We start from the raw sequence: 18,512 nt of genomic DNA on the forward strand, positions 1-18,512 counted from the left end.
AATAGTGGGCCTCAACGGCCCTTGGTTTTATCACGAGCAATAAGCTGGCTGGCGATGACCATAACCAGCGACAGAACCAACAAAATCGTTGCCAGCGCATTAACTTCCGGTGAAACGCCGACTTTTACCATTGAGTAAATTTTCAATGGCAGAATCTCATAGCCAGGCCCGGTGACGAATGACGAAACCACCACGTCATCCATCGACAGGGTGAAACTGAGCAACCAGCCAGCCGCGACCGCAGGCATGGCCAGCGGCAGAATGATCTTACGCAAAATCGTGACTTCACTGGCTCCCAGGTCTTTTGCCGCTTCCAGCATCCGCACGTCAAACCCTTTCAGGCGCGAGTAAACGGTAACGACCACGAAGGGCAGGCAAAAGGTGATATGCGAAAACAGCAACGACCAGAAGCCCAACTGGATGCCGAGCAGCATAAACAGCACCAGCAGTGAAATCGCCATTACAATATCCGGCGACATCATGACGACGAACAGCATGCCGCTGACAAACGGTTTACCGCGAAAACGATAGCGATACAGCGCCACTGCCGTTAGCGAGCCGATGATCGTGGCAAAGGTGGCCGAGAACACCGCCATCGTCAGCGAGTGCTGTGCCGCCTGCAACAGGCTGTCGTTATTCATCAGCAGGCTGTACCAGTTGGTGGTAAAACCCTGCCAGTTGATGCCAAAGCGCGAACTGTTAAAGGAGTTCACAATCAAGATGATGATTGGAATATACAGGTACGCGTAGATAGCGGTCATAAAACCGCCACGAAGCAGTCGACCGATCATTCGAGTTCCACCTTCTTATTCAGCAGCCGCGATGCGCGCCAGTAAACCAGCAGCATCAGGCCCATCACAATCGTCAGCGTAATGCTGGTGGCTGCGCCAAACGGCCAGTCGCGAATGTTCAGGAACTGAACCTTAATAACGTTACCAATCAGCAGGTTCTTTGCTCCACCCATCAGGTCAGAGACATAGAACAGCCCCATCGCCGGCAGCATCACCAGCAGACACCCGGCGATGATCCCCGGCATGGTCAGTGGAATAATAATGCGAATAAAGGTCTGCAATTTACTGGCGCCCAGATCGCGGGCGGCCTCCAGCAGCGGCTTATCCAGTTTTTCAATGCTGGAGTAGAGCGGCATTACCATAAACGGCAGCAGGATATAGACCAGACCGATAATGACCGCGCCCGGCGTGAACATGATGCGGATCGGGGTGTCAATCACACCCAGCCACAGCAGGAACTCGTTGAGATAGCCCTTGGTGCTGAGAAAAATTTTCAGGCCGTAAATACGGATCAGCGAGTTAGTCCAGAACGGCACGATCAGCAAAAACAGCAGCAGCGGACGCACTTTTTCCGGCAGTTTCGCCAGAAACCAGGCAAAGGGATAGCCGAGCACCAGGCAGGCGAAGGTGGCGATGAGTGCCATATTGAGGGAATGCAGCAATACCTCAAAATAGAGCGGATCGAGCAAACGAGCGTAGTTATCCAGCGTAAAGACCATTTTGACGAAGTTCGCGTCATCACGGGTCAAAAAGCTGGTACCAATAATCATCAGGTTGGGCAGAAAGACAAACAACACAAGCCAACCAACGACAGTGACAATCACCACATTCTGGAATTTACTTGTGTTCTTCATCAGCCAGTACGACCTCCCAGCTTTCTACCCAGTTAATGGCCATTTTTTGGTCGAGAGAGTGGTCGAAGTCAGGATCGTCTTCATTGAAGAATTCGCTGACCATCACCATTTTGCCATTTTCCAGTTCGACGACGGACTCCAGCGTCATGCCTTTGTAGTTGCGCTCGCGTACGTAGCCAATGAGACCTTCAATGTGGTTATCATCGTTAATTTCATCAACGCGCAGATCTTCCGGGCGTAACAGTACGTTCAGTTTCTGACCAGGAACGACGGCAAAGTTAACATAAATATTGCACTCGCGTCCTTCTACATTGGCGCGTACGCGTTGTTCGTCCAGACGTTCAATTACCGTGGCGTTAAACATGTTGATTTCGCCAATGAATCCGGCGACGAACAGGTTTTTCGGCTCCTCATAGATTTCTCGCGGCGTGCCGTCCTGCTCAATAATGCCGTCGCGCATCACCACGATACGGTCAGACATGGTCAGCGCTTCTTCCTGATCGTGCGTAACGAACACAAAAGTGATGCCCAGCTTACGCTGCAACGCTTTCAGTTCGTTCTGCATCTGCTTTCGCAGCTTGTAATCCAGCGCGGAGAGGGATTCATCCAGCAGCAATAAACGCGGTTTATTGACGACGGCGCGGGCGATGGCCACACGCTGCTGCTGCCCGCCGGAAAGCTGATGCGGCTTTCGCTGCGCAAACTCTTCCAGTTGCACCATGCGCAGAGCGTCGGTGACGCGAGGGGTAATCTCGGCGGCGGGGGTTTTCTGCATGCGTAAACCGAAAGCCACATTTTCAAATACGGTCATGTGGGGGAATAACGCATAGCTTTGAAAGACGGTGTTCACATAGCGGTGTTCCGCTGGAACGTCGGTGATGTCCTGGTTATCCAACATGATATGACCGGCATCAACATTTTCCAGACCGGCAATCAGGCGCAGAACGGTTGTTTTACCGCAGCCAGAGGGGCCAAGCAGCGTGAGGAATTCGCCGTTATTGATGGTCAGATTCAGATTAGAAATGACCTCTTTTCCGTCGAAGCTTTTGCGAATTCCCGCCAGTTGTACCAGCGGTGAAAGCGAACGCGGTTGTTTATTCAATTTTTTACTCTGTCCCATGTAGACGCAACGGATGGCTGACCGATGCGGGGTTTGTGGTTAACCACCTTGGTGACTCTTAATGAGGGCGGTCATTCTACGGCAAACCGCTAAAATCGCCAATCCTTGTTGCGAATTACTGGCTTAGCTTTATAGTCAGAAAAAGTGTCTACGCGAAATATTCTCGTTTGCAGGGATAAAAGTGACCTGACGCAATATTTGTCTTTTCTTGCTTATTAATAATGTTGTCACGAAAAGTGAGGGTGACTGCATGGATAAACTACTTGAGCGTTTTTTACACTACGTGTCGCTGGATACCCAATCAAAGGCGGGCGTACGGCAAGTGCCCAGCACTGAGGGCCAGTGGAAATTATTACATTTGCTCAAACAACAGCTTGAAGAAATGGGGCTGGTGAATGTCACGTTAAGTGACAAAGGGACCGTCATGGCGACGCTGCCAGCCAACGTTGCTGGCGATATCCCCGCGATTGGTTTTATCTCTCATGTGGATACCTCACCTGATTTCAGCGGTAAAAATGTGAATCCGCAGATTGTGGAAAACTACCGTGGTGGCGATATTGCGCTAGGGATCGGCGATGAGGTGCTGTCGCCGGTGATGTTCCCGGTTCTGCATCAACTGCTGGGGCAGACGCTGATCACCACTGACGGGAAAACGCTGCTGGGCGCTGACGACAAAGCGGGCGTGGCGGAAATCATGACCGCGCTGGCGGTACTGAAACAGAAAGACATTCCGCACGGTGATATTCGCGTGGCTTTTACGCCGGATGAAGAGGTCGGAAAAGGGGCGAAACATTTTGACGTTGAGGCTTTCGGCGCGCAGTGGGCTTATACCGTTGATGGCGGCGGCGTAGGGGAGCTGGAGTTTGAAAACTTCAATGCGGCCTCCGTGAATATCAAAATCGTGGGCAATAACGTACACCCCGGTACGGCGAAGGGCGTGATGGTGAATGCGCTGTCGCTGGCGGCGCGTATTCATGCCGAGGTTCCGGCGGATGAGAGCCCGGAGACGACTGAAGGCTATGAAGGCTTCTACCATCTGGCGAGTATGAAAGGCACCGTTGATCGTGCGGATATGCACTACATCATTCGCGATTTCGACCGCAAACAGTTTGAAGCCCGCAAGCGCAAAATGATGGAGATCGCTAAAAAGGTCGGGAAGGGACTGCACCCGGACTGCTACATTGAGCTGGTGATCGAAGACAGCTATTACAATATGCGCGAGAAAGTGGTCGAACATCCACATATTCTCGATATTGCACAGCAGGCAATGCGTGACTGCGATATTGTGCCGGATATGAAGCCGATCCGTGGCGGCACTGACGGCGCCCAGCTTTCGTTTATGGGCTTACCGTGCCCGAACCTCTTTACCGGCGGCTATAACTATCATGGCAAGCATGAGTTTGTGACGCTGGAAGGGATGGAGAAAGCGGTGCAGGTGATTGTGCGTATTGCGGAGCTAACTGCGAAGCAGCAGTAATGGTGTCGTGGTGTAATGGCGCCGGATGGCGCTTCGCTTATCAGGCCTACCGTTCGTAGGCCTGATAAAACGTGTTAGCGTTGCCATCAGGCTCAATCGCAATAACTTATTACCCTTCAAAGAACCAGTACCCGCTGTTGACCAGCGCGGCCAGCATTGCGAGGAACGACGGGTCTTCCAGCGCATCGCCAAAATTCTCGGCGGTCAGCACGATGTGACTGGAGAGCGCCTCCAGCGCCGGGCGGTGTGGAGAATCAATCTTCTCACCGTTGGCGTAGACCTCATCGCCAATGCGCAGGACGCGTAAGCCGCCCAGACGCACCAGCACATCGCCTTGTTTCAGCGCATCATAGATCTCATCCGGCTGATACGGCGGTTCCGGCGGCGCGATGTCCAGTTCGTGACGAGACTGGGAGATAAATTCGCCAAACCACTGTTTAAAGTGTTCAGGCTGATTGATCAGGTCGAGCATCATTTCACGCAGCTTGTCCATCTCCTGCGGCAGAACGTCGGCAGGATGCTCGCGCGGCGGGATATCCGGGTCGCTGTAATAGGTGCTGCCCAGCTCGCGTTGCAGAACGTAGTCGGCAAAACCGCTGATCAGTTCACGCGTATTCGGCGCGCGGAAACCAACCGAGTAGTTCATCGCGTTTTCCAGCGCGTAGCCTTCGTGCGGGAATCCGGGTGGGATATACAGAATATCGCCGGGCTCCAGCTCTTCATCAATGATGGCTTCAAAAGGATCGACCTGGAGTAGATCCGGGTGAGGGCAATGCTGCTTCAGTTGCAGCTTCTCGCCTACGCGCCAGCGGCGGCGACCGGTTCCCTGAATGATAAAGACATCGTACTGATCCAGATGCGGACCCACGCCGCCGCCAGGGACGGAAAAGGAGATCATCAGATCGTCAATACGCCAGTCTGGCAACGCGCGGAAAGGGCGCATCAGCGCAGCGGTAGGTTCATGCCAGTGGTTTACGGCCTGAACCAGCAGCGACCAGTTGTTCTCGCCGAGGTGGTCGTAACTCTCGAACGGGCCGTGGCTGACCTGCCATTTACCATCCTGATGACTGACCAGACGGCTATCGACTTCGCTTTCCATCGCCAGTCCCGCCAGTTCGTCAGGGGAGAGCGGATCAATGAAGTTGTTGAACCCACGTTTTAACACCACCGGGCGTTTTTGCCAGTGGCGTTCAAGAAATTCGGGCCAGTTAAGTGTTAATTGATATTCCATGTTGATTATCCGCAGGCTGGTATCTGACACCGATTATAACGGATGCTTAACGACATGCGGTGAAGAACATATATAAATATTACACGCCAGCGTCATTCATCGCGCTGAATCGGGTGCTGGCGACCAAAAATCACCTCCATCCGCGCTCCGCCGAGCAAACTGTCACCGGCGACGATCTTCCCTTCATATTGCTCAGTGATCTCACGGGCGACCGCCAGCCCCACGCCTTGCCCTGGTCGCAGGGTGTCAATGCGCTGACCGCGATCGAAAACCACATCACGCTTGCTTTGCGGAATGCCCGGGCCGTCGTCTTCTACCAGAATATGCAGATGCTCATCGGTCTGCCGGGCTGAAATTTCAACAAACTCCAGGCAGTATTTACAGGCGTTATCCAGCACGTTGCCCATCACTTCAACAAAGTCATTCTGCTCGCCGACGAAGCTGATTTCCGGCGAAATATCGAGGCTAATGTTGACCCCTTTACGCTGATACACTTTATTGAGCGCGCAGGTGAGATTGTCCAGTAACGGCGCTACGGGGTGCAGCTCGCGACTGAGTAACACGCCGCTTCCGCGCATGCTGGCTCGATGCAGGTAATAACCGATCTGCTGGGATATACGGCTGATCTGTTCCAGCATGACCGGTTCGGCGTCGCTGACGCTCATTTTTTCGCTGCGCATTGAACGCAGGGTGCTCTGCAATACCGCCAGCGGCGTTTTCAGACTATGGGTGAGGTCGGTTAACGTGGTGCGGTATTTATCATAACGCTCACGTTCGCTCTTCAGCAGCCGGTTGAGGTTGCGCACCAGGCTGGTCAGTTCCCGCGTGGTTTCCGGGTTGAGCATTTCGCGGTGGTGTTCTTCCAGCTCACGCACTTCACGCGCCAGCGCTTCGATAGGGCGTAAACTCCACCACGCGGCGACCCAGAGCAACGGGATGACTAACAGCAGGTTTGCCGCCAGAACATAAATAAACCAGCTCCAGACCATATACGAGCGTTTCAGCTCGATGGGGATAGTATCGACAACCACTATCGTCAGTTGCGGCATCCGCGCGGTAGCCGGATAGACATTCACCGCCACGGAGTGGGTCATTTCCGCATCGTCGTCATCTTCCCGCACCTCTTTGAGCTGCTGTTGGGCGGAATGATCTTCACTCAGCAACGTGCTGGTGGCGTCGACATCGGCTTCAATTTCATGAAAACCGTTGGCTTTCAGCCATTCCGGCTGGATACGTTTCTCCAGCCAGGGAACGTTGCGCTGCGCCCATAACAACTTGCCGTTCTCATCATAGATCAGTGTCATCGTGGGGCTTTGCATATCGAGATTTTCCGGGATCTCGATATTGATTTTATTGTTTTGCCATGACGCGAGGGTGTAGAAAAGGTTGCTCTCACCGCGTAACAGGCGAAAGGTTGTCTTATCAAAACTGACGCTGTAGCCAACCAGCGCGACCATGCCGTAGGCCAGAGAGAGCACCAGCACAACGCCTGCCGTCGCCAGCAGAAAGCGCAGGCGCAGCGATAAAGGAAAAAGATGACGCAGTAATTTATTCATTAGCGCAGTTCGAACAGGTATCCCTGACCACGGACGGTGGTAATCACATCATCAGGATATCGCGCCTGAATTTTTTTGCGTAAGCGCCCCATCAATACATCAATGGTATGGCTTTCACGCAGTTCCGCATCCGGGTAGAGCTGTAGCATCAACGAATCTTTACTGACGACTTTGCCATTATTGCGGATCAGCGTTTCCATAATGGTGTATTCAAACGCCGTCAGTTTTATCACTTCATCATTTACGGACAATTCACGGCGGGAGAGATCCACCTGAAAAGGCGGAATAGAGATAACCTGCGAGGCCAGACCGCTGTTGCGGCGCATTAACGCCTGCATACGCGCGACCACTTCTTCAATATGAAACGGTTTTGTCACATAGTCGTCGGCGCCGGCGCTCAGCACTTCCACTTTATCCTGCCAGCCTTCACGGGCGGTTAATACCAGAACAGGAAGGGAAACGTCATTGCTGCGCCAGCGGCGGATCAGCGAAAGCCCGTCTTCATCCGGGAGGCCTAAATCGACGATGGCGATGTCCGGCAGATGCTCGTTAAGATAATAATCGGCTTCCTTTGCATCTTCTGCGTCATCAACCTGGTGCCCCAAATCCTGTAATTGAACCTTCAGGTGGTGGCGTAATAAGGCATTATCTTCGACAACCAGTACGCGCATCATCTTTTCTCCCTAAATTAACGGTATTAGTAGTTTAACGCTGATTCTGTGGATTGAAACCAGCGCTATGAAATTAAATAACTTTTTTCATACTCCCTCGCCCGTGGGGGCGTCCTGGGGGCAGTGCTGTCGGCATCTGATTGTTCAGCATGTTGACCTGATCCTGGTTCATGTCACCAATCCACTTGGAGTAAACCTCGTACACCATACGCGCATCTTCATGCCCCATCTGGCTGGCAATGAACGACGGGTTCGCTCCGGCCATCAGCGTCCAGCAGGCGTATGTGTGACGCGACTGATATGGATTGCGCTCACGTATACCTGAAAGTTTAGTTCCACGCCTCCAGCCATAGGAAATCGAGTCCTTGGAAAAGTAACCGCCTTTCGTTGACGAGTATGATGTCGGTGAAAAAACGAAGCGAAGATATTGCTGCTCAGTTTTTCCGATCTCACGATGATGAAACTGAATTTCCTGTTTTGGACTGTTCCCGGTGATTTCGTATTGCTCCAGCAGAGCATCATGAGCAGGTTTCAGCAACGTTATCGTCCTTATCCCGGCATCTGTTTTAGGGGGTACAAATACTCGCTTGTTCGTCAAATTTCTGGATACGTGGATTTCACCTTTTACCAAATCAATATCTTCCCATGCCAGTGCGCATATCTCGCCCGGTCTCATCCCTGTATGTACCGCAATAATGATGATTAATGCCTGGCTACGGGGAAGGGCGGCTATCAGTGCCTGGTACTCATGAAGTAAAAGTGGATCGGGATCATTTTTAGATAACTTGAGTCGCGACACTCCTTCATAAGGAGCATGCAATATAAACTGGCTTCGGTTTGCAAGCTTCAGCATTTCTGATAAAACAGCCATCTGTTTATTGACTGTTGAGGGCGCGCGCCCATTTTTGATGCGGTTTGGCATTGAAGGGTTGAAAACTTCCCCGGTCAGGAGTTCTTTGCGGTAATTCAGAATATCTGCGTGCTGAATATCAACCAGCCGTGTGTTCTCGCCCACGACTCGTTTCAGGGTGTTAACGACTGATGTGATGGATAGCAAAGTGGCTTCAGATACCTCCAGTGACTTTGTATCTGTAAAAAAATCACTCAGTTCTTTGAATGTGGAGATCCGTTTTGTGGACGAAAATTTCTTAAGAGCTTTTGATTCCGGGAAACGATCTGCGTAGTCGAACTTACCGAGTTGTATCTCACTCACAATTGCTGCGCGCAGATTGCCCGCTTTTTTAATGTTGCTACTGTTGACAACCCAACCCTGGAGAACTTCGCGGCAACGAATGCCGCGATAGATAAATGTGATCCTGATTTTTCCGTTATGCAGTTCAACACCAGTCGGGTATTTCATTAAGCATCCTGAACTAACTGATTAATCTTCGGGTAGTTGTACCAAAGCAGACCTTTAGAGTTGTCAGTCTGTCCAAGCGCAGTAAGGCGCTTGAAGTGAACACCTTCAACCCATAGCTTCAGGCGATAATTTTTAATCTGTCCTTCAGTAAGCCCTGTTCTTTCGGTAAGTCTGGACTCAACAACCCACTCTTCGTTAAAAATTACCTGTGACATAGTTCACCTCAGGTAACCGGCGCCAGTATAGATGCGCCGGTGTTGTGACATTGATAATTCGTTATCAGGCAATCTGCCCTGGCAGTGCGCGCAGTCGGCGCATACCTGTCATTGCGGTGGCGACATAGCTCTTATGTCGGTTAACAACTTCTACTGTCACCTTCACGCCGTCGACCGCCACGGTATAAGTGGTCTTTGTTTTCTGTCGGCCAAACTCCCCGTAAAGCTCAACATGCTTTGCCAGTGCTGCATCGCATGCCCGACGACCTAACGGAGATTGCTTACTGCGATTGATAAGGCGCATATAACCCCCTGTGACGGGAGGGGCCGCCCTCCCGCCTCCCTTAGCCCACGTATTCCGGTTTCATGTCGTCCAGGGTGATGCGGAACTGGTCGTACAGTTCATCGCCCAAGTGACGTTTGGCGGCATTGAGAACGCCTTCAGCTTTAGCAAACAGTTCTGCCGCTTCTGGTTCGCCCGGGTTAGGCAGGGCATTGATAGCCGCTTCCACCCGGTTGCGGTGATCGACCAGGTAATAACGACGAACGGCCTTATTTTTCAGTTCCGTGTATAGAGCTGTGCCAAGTATTGGTTTTTCGGTCTCGATTTCACCGCGGATAGCGCTTGCCTGGTCGACCGTCATTGCTTTTTCAATGCGGTCACGCAGATCGTCGGCTAACTGATCGATGTTTTTAGTTGATTCCTGCGCGCTGGCTGTCGTGCGCGCACTGCTGGCAATCTCATCAATGGTGACCCTTTCAACAGACGAGGGGTTGATTACCTTCTCCTCACGCTCGTCAATCTCATCGGCGGTATAAACCCCGAGAATCACGTCGGGGCAGTAGAGACGCGCCCAACGTTTAACGGCGAGATAGGCTAACTGCTGGCGTGGGTCGGTTGCCCACAATGTTGAATTGCGTACCTGTGCTTGCGAAAGCATCAGGACCAGCTCGCGCGGTTCAGATTCACCTTTAAGCGTTGCCCAGGCGCGAACGCCCACGCCAGCTTCGTCTTTCAAATTCCAGCCCGGCGCGATGTACTTTTTATTCTGGCTGCTTGTCTTCTCCACGAACCGTCCAACGATATTTTCCCATTCGCCGAACCATTCAAAGTGGATACGATCCTTAGTGGGGGCCATAGTGTTGATCACCGCATTAACCAGCTGCGCTTCATAACCAAGCACACCGGAATTCCCGACGATGAAAGTCTTTTGCGCTACAGCGAAAGGATCCATGCCCCAGCGCGCAGCCTGCATCACAACAGCCATGCAGGCGTCCGGTTTCCCCCGGTAATGATCTGGGACGAAGTTTCCACTGTTGGCCATTACCTCCGAAAGCGTGCGCAGGCGGTTGAACAGTTCCCCGTTCGTCAGGATAGAAACGTTGTCGATTTTCTGAGTTTGGTTTTCAGTGGTGGCGACTAAATTGGACATTGTTATTCCCCCTTATGCCTGTACGCGCAGCGCTTCAAGGCGGCGCACATCAAAATCGTTGAGTTCTTCGGCGTAATCTTCGGTAATCGGCGCTGGCCATTCGCCAGTGTCGAACCCGTTCGCTATGGCGCGCATTGCTTTGCGGTATTCCAGCATGCCGAGTTCCAGCAACTCTTCGGATACCTCGACGATGGCGATCCAGTGGTAGTTCTCGTCTTTGTTGACGAATATCCAGAAAAACTGGTCCAGCGCTGCGGTTTCGCAGTACATGGCAGCGCTCAGGTGATAATCGCGCTCGATGATTTCCCGGTGCAGTTTGGCGCGCAGGCCTTCCTGCTTGATATTCCACATGCTGATGGTTTTCAGGTCCGCACCGATGCGCAGGCCGCCCATGTCGATTTCAAGGTCTGGGCGCACGCGGATTTCCAGCCCGGTTTCCTCATCAATACCGAAATAGCTCACCTCTACGGCGCGGTTCGGATGCGTCAGCAGCTTCCCGGCGGTCGGGTGATTCAGCAGCGCTTTCTGGATGGCCTGCGCGGTGCTCAACTGCTGGCGGGTAACCAGAATTTTATCGCCGGGGTTTTCGCGCCATGCGTCAAGCAGCTCGTCGGCAAACACTGTTTCAGGTTTGACGGATTTCACTGCCTGAATCAGATCCGCTTTGGTGCCGGATACTTTCAACGGCTGTGGCTTCTGTGCTTCCTGTGCGACCAGGTCAGGGTTGATGATCGCCAGTTGCTCAAGCAGCGCGTCACGGCTTCCGCTGGTTTTCACCTGCGGCGGCAGGGTGGCGTTGTATTCTTTGATGCAGGCCTTCATTGCCGCTGCTGTATGCTTAGTCCCGTTTTCGATGCGCTGGAACTCTTCCGGGAGTTGCTCATATGACGCATACGCTTCGTCAACGGATGCCCCAAGCGGTAATGGCGCGGGCAGGGTGGCGTTGTATTCTTCCAGCAACGCTTTGATATCGTCTGCGGTGAGTAATGCCGGCAGGCTGGCGTTGTGTTCGTCGATAACCGCGCGGATCGTCGCTGTCGTCGTGAGCGCACCTTCCGGGATTTCCGGCTCGATGCTGAACTCTTTTTCCAGTTGTTCAGGCTGTAATGCCAGCGCATGCACCAGGTTCCCCATATCCAGGACTTTGGTGCGTTCTTTCTGGATGGTTTTGGATACGTGGCGCGCCTCGAAATACATCAGCGATACCCGGGCATCTTTTACCATCGTCGAACTGGTGCCATTCGCCGCGTGATATACCTCGTTCGGTACGCCTTCATAACGCCCCGGCTCGAAGTATTCCGGCCACACTGGCATTGGTTCTTCCTGTTGCGCTTCTGGCTCAGAATGGCTTGCAGAATCGTTGTTCTGGCTCACTTCCGGCTGATTGTGGTCTACATCGGCTTGTTCGCCGGTATCTGCTTCTTCACCATTCCCCAGATCGCTTTCGCTTGTACGCAGCGCATCACCAGCCTGTTCTTCATTACCGTCAGTTTCTTGAACCTGCACATCGGCGACGTCCTCATTTTCCGTTTTTTCTCCCTCATTTGAGGCGGCGTTGTAGTCTTCATGAACCCACTTCGGATCGTTAGGGTCACTGATACCTTCAACGTAATCACCGCGCGCAGCTGCGAGTTGTCGGTTTACTTCTTCAACGGATGGTTCATCCTGTCTTACTGGCGTTGGCATAGGCATGGACGAACGTCCGCAGGCAATATCAACGACAAGCGGATCGGGATTGGCATGGTCAGTTTCTGTCAGCACCTTATTCAGGTACTCGCGGTGGCGAAATGGGGATTTGTACAGTTCATCTGGTGTGGTTTTTACCGTTGCAACGATGCATGCGCGGGAATAGTCCAGACCACCAGGCATTGACACGAACAGTTCGCGCGTTGCCAGCCACTCAGGGTCGTCAACTGCGTTCATGATTGAATTAGCCTTTAGTTCGATCTGCAATGGCAGAGAATAAATATCAAATTCATACTGACGCGCCAGCAGGCCTAAGGCTATTTCAAATTCAAGACCGAGAGTGGTCTGGGGCATTTTGCGATCGGATGCAATTCCGCCGCCAGCGTTCGCGCCGCTTTCAGTACGCTGAATAGCTGATACACGATTACCTTTGCACCACTCTTTAACGAGCAGCCCGCGATCAATATGAGGGGTATCGAACCATGTTTTCAGAAACTGGATAACGCTTGCCAGCTCAGGGATTTTGCCATCGGCAGGAAACACGTTCTTAACAGCATTTACCGCTTTATGGATATCGTGTTCAATGGCCTTTTTGAATGGTTCAACATTCTCAGACGCAAGTAAAAGGTTCTGGACATATGAGTTATCAGTGTCCATTTCCAGAGCGAGAATTGCTTTTTTCTGCTCTTCATCGACATGATAGAGATACTCGCCATCGCCAATATGTTGAGCCAGAACGCGATGACGGAAGGGCATCGTTGCCACAACAGTTAACTGAGGGTGTTCAGGTCGATCGCCATTGTCTTCAGTTGACGGCTGTTCGTGCTGGGTAATTTCGCCAGTTTCGGTATCAACAACTTCTTCTGTGTGATCTTCCAGCACTTCACCTGTTTCGGTATCAACACCGTTAACGATATGCTGACGTGCTTCGGCGGCAGCATCAGAAGAGGGCAACGTAACACCGGGGATCTGCGCCCAGGTCATGTTGTCGCTTCCAAGCTGGTAGAAATCGCAGAACGTTAAGCTGAGTTCGCCTTCTGGCGGAAGCTCGTTAACGACGGGGAAATTAGTGGCAACAGCTTTAAAATAATCTTTCAGCTTTGCGCCGGATTTAATCAGGAGATAATCCAGTGTGGCATTTGCCGCTTCAAGATCATCGCTGCACCAGAGAACTGCATCTTTCTGGCCTGATGATTTCTTTGCTTTGCGGACTAAAAATACAGGATTAGTTCCACTCATTATTTTATCCTCAATTCGTGTAGAATGGAGGCGCCTTAATGGCACCTCGGTTTTACCAGGTAGAAATGTCCGGTTCGCTTTGGTCGGTGACGCCGGACGGGCAGGCCCACTTCGTGTGGGCTTTTGCTTAATGAACGGTGCTGAAAACCTTTTCTGAGTAATCGAGTTTGTAGCTGCGGTAGTTGCCAAACCCGGCGTTATCGCCATCACTTACTTTTACGGACAGCATTGAAATTGCCTCTACAGCACAAAGAGGACAGTCGAACTTGCCGAATACATAGCCACCGTCAAGAATGACCGTGACCGCGCCCGTTTCGGCTGAATGAATAACGCCTGATACTTTCTTCTCGCAGTTGAATACAGCCAATTCTTTATTCACTGCTTTCAGGTTCATTTCGATTTTTACGATTTCCATAAAACTTCTCCGGTTGTTAAATTCAGGGTGTAAGAAGCCGCGCCAAATTAATGGCGAATTTTTTGTTTCATATTTCAGGACTGCTGGTTAACTTTCGTGCGCCATCTGATCGTATTCAGCGCATTGCTTTGAGCAGTATTCTTTTTCTTTGTTGGCAAGCCGGTTGCCATTGCGATAGAAAAGGATGCTCTTTACTTCTTTGCCTTCTTCAACGGGTTTGCGGCAGTAACCGCATTCTTTCTGCATTACCCCTCCTCAGATGCTTGCTGGCAGCTCTCCGTTGCGAATAATTCCCTCAACAGGCCAGCACTCACCATTAACCTTTTGCTCGACAGCTGCGGCCTGGCATTCCTGCTGGTTGTCATATACACCGAGAATCACATCCTGAAAGTCACCGTTGGTCATTGCGACCGTTAATACCAGTGCGAATAGCGTCTCCATCAGTGAAGAGTCCTCCCGATAGCAAGTGCGTAAATACGTTTGGCTTCTTCCCATACCTGGATATTGCGATGCCGAACGGCGAACCATGCAAGGCGTTGAGCCTCCCGGACTTGCTGCTGGTTAATCATCGTTATCCTCCAGATGCCCGTTATCGCGAAGCCAGCTAATGACCTCGTCAGGAGAAAGACGATCCAGAATTTCCGGTAACTTGCTGTTGTTGTCAGCCCAGTCGATGTAATCCGGCAGGTCGATGGCAGCGAACAGTACATCGCTTTCGATTTCTTCCAGCACATCATCCACTTCAACGCCGCGAATTTCGGCGTTAACAAAATCGCGATAACCGCTGGTTGAAACGTCAACTCCCTGCGCCTTGAGATCTAAATCAATTTTCATTTTCACCCTCTGCTTGCCGTTGTCGCCCGGCTGGCGGAACGTTTGATACCTGCTGCGCGTTAACTCATCCACCTCATTCCGGTCTTCGTATGCCCCGGACGGCTACTTCGTGGGCGTCCTGCCTGGGTGGTCGTGTTGCTGTGATATTGATTAAATCACTGGTTTATAGTTGTGTCAACTTTCAATTAATGTTTGGTGTAAATTTTAGGTTTATATGTTGGGAGAGGGAGCGTGTGTTATGCTCACAAAAACATCAATTGCCGAGGGTTAGTGATGGATTACGAGGAACTGGCGCAGTTGCGCTATCAGGAAATGTGCCGGATTGTGGGTGATGTTGTGTTTGCGATGGTGGCTGAAGGGCATGAAACCAAAAGAGTGGCTATAGCTGACGTGATACGAACGGAGATATCGAAGGGGCTGGATAAGTGGGATGCTGACCAGATTCAGGTTATGGAGTTGGCAGTGAAGCTACTGGAAGAGTAGGGCAATAAAAACCCGGCGCGGTGGCCGGGTCGATTCTACCCAAATGGTAGCTCAATATTTTTGATAGTTGTTGGCTTAAGTATTTGTTCACATTGTGTTTTAAAGAATATTTTTACGTTATATTCAAAGAACCATCGGTTTTCATCAAGTAATTCTGGGGTTAAATCGATACTGTCTGGATAAGTGAATACTAAACGTAAACCAAATTGCAGGTTAAACGTTTCATGGATTGCCCCATCACTGGTCGTGCTGAGACCTACAACCTTTGGGGAAGCAGTTATCTCAATTATACTTAGTGCTTCATCGGATTTTAATTTTTTACCGGCTTCGACAGTAATCTCACCGATCTCAGCTTCAAAATTGCCCCTATTAGTACCACTTTTCAAAGGGGTATGCTTGAAATGTATGTTGCTAGTGCTGACCTCAATGAGCCTTATCTCTGATAACATAAAATACCCACATCATTGTTGTCGTTGCTAGAGCCAAACTTACTTCCTATCACAAAGCGCACAATTTTTGTTTCACTAGTATCTTTCAGTTCGGGTTCACTAGTCTCATATTGCCTTAATGGTGGAATGATGTGATGTGAAACATCAACCCCATTTCTGAAAACAGAGACCCTTGCTTCAGCACCCAGTGCGTATGATATGTCGGATAATGTTCTCAGGGTCATGTTTCTAGTTCCATCAAGCAGCTGCGAAACATGGGAAGGTGATTTACCAAGTTTCCTGGCAAGCTCACCTTTTGTGATGCCTGCATCTTGCATGGCTAGTAGGAGATCCTCCGTGGTGTTGAACACCAATCGTTCGGAAGCCATCTCCCTTTCACTGACATAGGGAAGTTCGAAAACTTCGCCTGCAGAATTGTTGTCAACAGTCATCTAATCCTCTCTCGATTCGTTCCCAGTTGTTACGGACCTTCTGGGTATCAGAATCACTTAGGTCATCAAAATCCTTGTAGATGTAATGACTTATGAAATAAGTCATGAATACTCTTTCTGACTCCCAGTAATAACCTCTGATGGGTATCTTCTTTATAGCCCAAAAATTTTTGCTGGGTTTTCCATTGTAAGAAGGTAAAACCCCCTCCTTTCTAACACTTAGGTCGGGAGTCCTCTTACCAGAGGCTAATCGCTCTATTTGTAGTCTAAGATTGACTACCATAGTTTTTTGCTTTTTGGCTGGAGTCACGCTCCGGATGACATCAGATAGCGTTTTAAGAGCCCCATTACAATGAGTTACTGTGAAGCAGTTACCTTTAAATGTATGTTGAACCATCTACTAATCCATAGTTAACATATATATTAACTCACAAAATGCACGCGAGCCACCATCATCGTACACAGATAATCCAAAATCGTTGTTAGCAACTTAGCTACCCCACTATGGTAGCGGCTGCGATTGTTGACAGACGAAGCTCACCTTTATTTCCAAGATTCATGTACTTAGAATAAAAAATCATCCAGGTCTTCAGGAAAAGCACATAGATGCGGTACATATTTTGTTGCTCTTCTTCTGGTTGTTAGCGATAAAACTCACAAAACTTACTTTTCCGCTTCACAGTAACACCATTACTGTAACCACTACGAATGCTATCAATAGCACTGCCATAACGATGACCGCAAAAGTTGTTGAGTCCTTAAAGTAAGTCTTTTCATGCCCATTCACAGGACCAATGAGCATGATCCAGATGAAAATGAAGGTAAAGCAAAGAACAGCGATGGAAATTAAAAACAGGCCAGTTTTCAATAATGTCCCTCGCCATTTTCATCAGATGCTTCTTACTCAGTATCACCCTTAATCCGCCGCCCCATGTACTTGGCGTACAACTCGTCGAGTTCCTTCAGACGCAGAGATACGATCCGCAACATGTTCTGCTGCTCTTCTTCCGGCAACTGGCGATAGAGTTCCAGCAGGCGCTGCTCGTCGGGCTTCATACCATCTTTCTCGCCGACATCTTCCCCGAGTAGCCAGGCGATCGAAACGCCAACAGCATCGGCTATAGCCAGTGCTGATTTTTTGCTAATAACGCCTTTTTTAAACCAGCTATTGACCGCCTGAGGCGAGACTCCGGCTATTCGCGCCATATCTGCTTTGGTAATGCCTCTGGCATAGACCTCATTGAGTCGCGCTATCAATGCTTTGTTGGGTTCTTCTTTTCTCATTCTCTCATTGTAAATGGTTAGTTTACACACTCAATAAATTGAATATTGCTTGAAATATAAATCTGTGGTTTACTTTCTTCGTTGATAGTTAGGAGAAGAAAATGACAGCACTTGATAAAGCAATTAAGGCTGCTGGTTCAGCGAGAAAGTTAAGCATGGCACTTGGTGTAACCAGTATGTCAATTAGCCATTGGAAACATCGCGACAGAGGCATTGTGCCGCCAGATTACATATTAAAAATTCACAGCATAACCGGTGTTACCCCCCACGAATTGCGCCCTGATCTGTATCCGAACCCAACGGATGGATTACCGGCGCAGGAAGTGAGGGCGTAACCGTGCATTCAATTTCATTTCAACAAAATACCGGGTTTCCACCCGCAGAGATGATAAATCGCAATCAGCCTGATCCGGCGGATAAGCATGACCAGATTCGGGCTGCCGTTCGTGCGTGGTCGGCATCTCTCGATAACCAGGACGTGGTTGCCGGGATCATCGTTGAGGAGTGGGAACGGCAGGGCGGCACCGGGCTGGATTTTCCCGACGACCTGAGCCGTAAGCGGCAGAAACTTTTCCGCTGGCTGGACAGCGATACCGGATATGCGCGCGAAAACATCCGCCAACTGACTCCGGCGATCCTGGCTGTTTTGCCGCTGGAATTTCGTGGGCGCCTTATCGGACAGGATTGTTTCATGACGCGTTTTGCAGCGATGGAGAAGGAAATCAGCGAGGCGAAACAGGCAGTAATGCTGAATGCGCCAGAGCATCAGCTGGTGAAAGAGGTCAGGGAAGGGATTGAGCATCTGCTGAATATGTTGCCGGGTGAGGCCGTTGTTCAGGTTCTGAGTGGTATCGCGGCCATGGCGCCGGGTGTCATGTGAGGCTATCAGATGAATCATTTGGAGTTCATTGAAAAGCACGTCCGGGAAGAGTTAATCCGGCAGGGCTTCACCGTAGCGGTGGCTCAGGGGGGGGGCATTTCAG

The 18,512-nt window shown here is 50.6% G+C and carries 22 protein-coding genes; 4 read left to right on the forward strand and 18 right to left on the reverse strand.

Annotation, left to right across the window (positions count from 1 at the left end; translation table 11 throughout):
- Positions 1–11: 11 nt before the first annotated feature.
- From potC to potA, 3 genes are read right to left on the reverse strand one after another with little or no spacing between them, the layout of a single operon-like run.
- Entirely contained in the window at positions 12–791 is a 780-nt protein-coding gene (gene potC, locus OGV82_RS18305) for a spermidine/putrescine ABC transporter permease PotC (protein WP_012132793.1), read from the reverse strand.
- Complete coding sequence (gene potB / locus OGV82_RS18310) at positions 788–1,645, reverse strand: spermidine/putrescine ABC transporter permease PotB (protein WP_047457478.1); 858 nt, start codon at positions 1,643–1,645, stop codon at positions 788–790. The genes potC and potB overlap by 4 nt, the downstream gene beginning before the upstream one ends.
- Positions 1,629–2,765: a spermidine/putrescine ABC transporter ATP-binding protein PotA gene (gene potA / locus OGV82_RS18315; RefSeq protein WP_012132791.1), complete on the reverse strand. Its 1,137-nt coding sequence runs from the start codon at positions 2,763–2,765 to the stop codon at positions 1,629–1,631. Before potA ends, potB begins: the two co-directional genes overlap by 17 nt.
- 250 nt (positions 2,766–3,015) lie before the next feature.
- Between potA and pepT the strand changes: the two genes are divergently transcribed.
- Positions 3,016–4,242, forward strand: a complete 1,227-nt coding sequence (pepT, locus tag OGV82_RS18320) for a peptidase T (protein ID WP_047457474.1) — start codon at positions 3,016–3,018, stop codon at positions 4,240–4,242.
- A 109-nt stretch (positions 4,243–4,351) separates the two neighbouring features.
- Here pepT and roxA read toward each other — a convergent pair whose 3' ends face one another.
- From roxA to OGV82_RS18380, 12 genes are all read right to left on the reverse strand, one after another.
- On the reverse strand, positions 4,352–5,473 hold the full coding sequence (gene roxA, locus OGV82_RS18325; RefSeq protein WP_047457471.1) for a [50S ribosomal protein L16]-arginine 3-hydroxylase: 1,122 nt from the start codon (positions 5,471–5,473) through the stop codon (positions 4,352–4,354).
- A 92-nt stretch (positions 5,474–5,565) separates the two neighbouring features.
- Positions 5,566–7,029: a two-component system sensor histidine kinase PhoQ gene (phoQ, locus tag OGV82_RS18330; protein ID WP_012132787.1), complete on the reverse strand. Its 1,464-nt coding sequence runs from the start codon at positions 7,027–7,029 to the stop codon at positions 5,566–5,568.
- Positions 7,029–7,700, reverse strand: coding sequence for a two-component system response regulator PhoP (gene phoP, locus OGV82_RS18335; protein WP_024130426.1), 672 nt, complete (start codon positions 7,698–7,700; stop codon positions 7,029–7,031). The genes phoQ and phoP overlap by 1 nt, the downstream gene beginning before the upstream one ends.
- Before the next feature lie 73 nt (positions 7,701–7,773).
- Complete coding sequence (locus OGV82_RS18340; protein WP_200029287.1) at positions 7,774–9,060, reverse strand: site-specific integrase; 1,287 nt, start codon at positions 9,058–9,060, stop codon at positions 7,774–7,776.
- On the reverse strand, positions 9,060–9,275 hold the full coding sequence (gene xisR, locus OGV82_RS18345; protein ID WP_104868789.1) for an excisionase family protein: 216 nt from the start codon (positions 9,273–9,275) through the stop codon (positions 9,060–9,062). Before xisR ends, OGV82_RS18340 begins: the two co-directional genes overlap by 1 nt.
- 64 nt (positions 9,276–9,339) lie before the next feature.
- Positions 9,340–9,579, reverse strand: a complete 240-nt coding sequence (locus tag OGV82_RS18350; protein ID WP_012132782.1) for a DUF4060 family protein — start codon at positions 9,577–9,579, stop codon at positions 9,340–9,342.
- Between the two features lie 40 nt (positions 9,580–9,619).
- On the reverse strand, positions 9,620–10,708 hold the full coding sequence (locus OGV82_RS18355) for a RecT family recombinase (RefSeq protein WP_012132781.1): 1,089 nt from the start codon (positions 10,706–10,708) through the stop codon (positions 9,620–9,622).
- A gap of 12 nt (positions 10,709–10,720) precedes the next feature.
- A complete protein-coding gene (locus OGV82_RS18360; RefSeq protein ID WP_012132780.1) occupies positions 10,721–13,633 on the reverse strand; it encodes a RecE family exodeoxyribonuclease in 2,913 nt (970 codons plus the stop codon).
- A 127-nt stretch (positions 13,634–13,760) separates the two neighbouring features.
- Complete coding sequence (locus OGV82_RS18365; protein ID WP_012132779.1) at positions 13,761–14,048, reverse strand: hypothetical protein; 288 nt, start codon at positions 14,046–14,048, stop codon at positions 13,761–13,763.
- Between the two features lie 87 nt (positions 14,049–14,135).
- Positions 14,136–14,294 carry a YdaE family protein gene (locus OGV82_RS18370; protein WP_012132778.1) on the reverse strand — a complete coding sequence of 53 codons (159 nt, stop codon included), beginning with the start codon at positions 14,292–14,294 and terminating at the stop codon, positions 14,136–14,138.
- Between the two features lie 9 nt (positions 14,295–14,303).
- On the reverse strand, positions 14,304–14,489 hold the full coding sequence (locus OGV82_RS18375) for a YdfD/YebW family protein (protein ID WP_012132776.1): 186 nt from the start codon (positions 14,487–14,489) through the stop codon (positions 14,304–14,306).
- Between the two features lie 120 nt (positions 14,490–14,609).
- Positions 14,610–14,882, reverse strand: coding sequence for a hypothetical protein (locus OGV82_RS18380; protein ID WP_024130425.1), 273 nt, complete (start codon positions 14,880–14,882; stop codon positions 14,610–14,612).
- A 273-nt stretch (positions 14,883–15,155) separates the two neighbouring features.
- Between OGV82_RS18380 and fumD the strand changes: the two genes are divergently transcribed.
- Positions 15,156–15,365, forward strand: a complete 210-nt coding sequence (gene fumD, locus OGV82_RS18385) for a fumarate hydratase FumD (protein WP_042291751.1) — start codon at positions 15,156–15,158, stop codon at positions 15,363–15,365.
- Positions 15,366–15,400: 35 nt separating this feature from the next.
- Here the strand turns inward: fumD and OGV82_RS18390 are convergent, their stop codons facing one another.
- The 3 genes from OGV82_RS18390 to OGV82_RS18400 all read right to left on the reverse strand — a co-directional run bounded on the left by OGV82_RS18390 (position 15,401) and on the right by OGV82_RS18400 (position 17,529).
- Positions 15,401–15,814: a hypothetical protein gene (locus OGV82_RS18390; RefSeq protein WP_016066195.1), complete on the reverse strand. Its 414-nt coding sequence runs from the start codon at positions 15,812–15,814 to the stop codon at positions 15,401–15,403.
- Positions 15,799–16,245, reverse strand: a complete 447-nt coding sequence (locus tag OGV82_RS18395) for a helix-turn-helix transcriptional regulator (protein WP_016066196.1) — start codon at positions 16,243–16,245, stop codon at positions 15,799–15,801. The genes OGV82_RS18390 and OGV82_RS18395 overlap by 16 nt, the downstream gene beginning before the upstream one ends.
- A 900-nt stretch (positions 16,246–17,145) precedes the next feature.
- A complete protein-coding gene (locus tag OGV82_RS18400; protein ID WP_233596634.1) occupies positions 17,146–17,529 on the reverse strand; it encodes a helix-turn-helix domain-containing protein in 384 nt (127 codons plus the stop codon).
- Positions 17,530–17,630: 101 nt separating this feature from the next.
- Here OGV82_RS18400 and OGV82_RS18405 point away from each other — a divergent pair, with 101 nt between their 5' ends.
- On the forward strand, positions 17,631–17,864 hold the full coding sequence (locus OGV82_RS18405; RefSeq protein ID WP_044245067.1) for a transcriptional regulator: 234 nt from the start codon (positions 17,631–17,633) through the stop codon (positions 17,862–17,864).
- 2 nt (positions 17,865–17,866) lie between these two features.
- The gene (locus OGV82_RS18410) at positions 17,867–18,409 is read left to right on the forward strand and encodes a toxin YdaT domain-containing protein (RefSeq protein ID WP_258527158.1); all 543 of its coding nucleotides are present in this window, start codon (positions 17,867–17,869) and stop codon (positions 18,407–18,409) included.
- Positions 18,410–18,512 lie beyond the last annotated feature (103 nt).

This window comes from Citrobacter sp. CK191, assembly GCF_030333435.1.
GTDB classification, from domain to species: domain Bacteria; phylum Pseudomonadota; class Gammaproteobacteria; order Enterobacterales; family Enterobacteriaceae; genus Citrobacter_B; species Citrobacter_B koseri.

What these genes read in the sequence shown, in the direction of transcription:
- potC (WP_012132793.1), bottom strand. Translation starts at nt 791, where the DNA reads ATGATCGGTCGACTGCTTCGTGGCGGTTTTATGACCGCTATCTACGCG.
- potB (WP_047457478.1), bottom strand. Translation starts at nt 1,645, where the DNA reads ATGAAGAACACAAGTAAATTCCAGAATGTGGTGATTGTCACTGTCGTT.
- potA (WP_012132791.1), bottom strand. Translation starts at nt 2,765, where the DNA reads ATGGGACAGAGTAAAAAATTGAATAAACAACCGCGTTCGCTTTCACCG.
- pepT (WP_047457474.1), top strand. Translation starts at nt 3,016, where the DNA reads ATGGATAAACTACTTGAGCGTTTTTTACACTACGTGTCGCTGGATACC.
- roxA (WP_047457471.1), bottom strand. Translation starts at nt 5,473, where the DNA reads ATGGAATATCAATTAACACTTAACTGGCCCGAATTTCTTGAACGCCAC.
- phoQ (WP_012132787.1), bottom strand. Translation starts at nt 7,029, where the DNA reads ATGAATAAATTACTGCGTCATCTTTTTCCTTTATCGCTGCGCCTGCGC.
- phoP (WP_024130426.1), bottom strand. Translation starts at nt 7,700, where the DNA reads ATGCGCGTACTGGTTGTCGAAGATAATGCCTTATTACGCCACCACCTG.
- OGV82_RS18340 (WP_200029287.1), bottom strand. Translation starts at nt 9,060, where the DNA reads ATGAAATACCCGACTGGTGTTGAACTGCATAACGGAAAAATCAGGATC.
- xisR (WP_104868789.1), bottom strand. Translation starts at nt 9,275, where the DNA reads ATGTCACAGGTAATTTTTAACGAAGAGTGGGTTGTTGAGTCCAGACTT.
- OGV82_RS18350 (WP_012132782.1), bottom strand. Translation starts at nt 9,579, where the DNA reads ATGCGCCTTATCAATCGCAGTAAGCAATCTCCGTTAGGTCGTCGGGCA.
- OGV82_RS18355 (WP_012132781.1), bottom strand. Translation starts at nt 10,708, where the DNA reads ATGTCCAATTTAGTCGCCACCACTGAAAACCAAACTCAGAAAATCGAC.
- OGV82_RS18360 (WP_012132780.1), bottom strand. Translation starts at nt 13,633, where the DNA reads ATGAGTGGAACTAATCCTGTATTTTTAGTCCGCAAAGCAAAGAAATCA.
- OGV82_RS18365 (WP_012132779.1), bottom strand. Translation starts at nt 14,048, where the DNA reads ATGGAAATCGTAAAAATCGAAATGAACCTGAAAGCAGTGAATAAAGAA.
- OGV82_RS18370 (WP_012132778.1), bottom strand. Translation starts at nt 14,294, where the DNA reads ATGCAGAAAGAATGCGGTTACTGCCGCAAACCCGTTGAAGAAGGCAAA.
- OGV82_RS18375 (WP_012132776.1), bottom strand. Translation starts at nt 14,489, where the DNA reads ATGGAGACGCTATTCGCACTGGTATTAACGGTCGCAATGACCAACGGT.
- OGV82_RS18380 (WP_024130425.1), bottom strand. Translation starts at nt 14,882, where the DNA reads ATGAAAATTGATTTAGATCTCAAGGCGCAGGGAGTTGACGTTTCAACC.
- fumD (WP_042291751.1), top strand. Translation starts at nt 15,156, where the DNA reads ATGGATTACGAGGAACTGGCGCAGTTGCGCTATCAGGAAATGTGCCGG.
- OGV82_RS18390 (WP_016066195.1), bottom strand. Translation starts at nt 15,814, where the DNA reads ATGTTATCAGAGATAAGGCTCATTGAGGTCAGCACTAGCAACATACAT.
- OGV82_RS18395 (WP_016066196.1), bottom strand. Translation starts at nt 16,245, where the DNA reads ATGACTGTTGACAACAATTCTGCAGGCGAAGTTTTCGAACTTCCCTAT.
- OGV82_RS18400 (WP_233596634.1), bottom strand. Translation starts at nt 17,529, where the DNA reads ATGAGAAAAGAAGAACCCAACAAAGCATTGATAGCGCGACTCAATGAG.
- OGV82_RS18405 (WP_044245067.1), top strand. Translation starts at nt 17,631, where the DNA reads ATGACAGCACTTGATAAAGCAATTAAGGCTGCTGGTTCAGCGAGAAAG.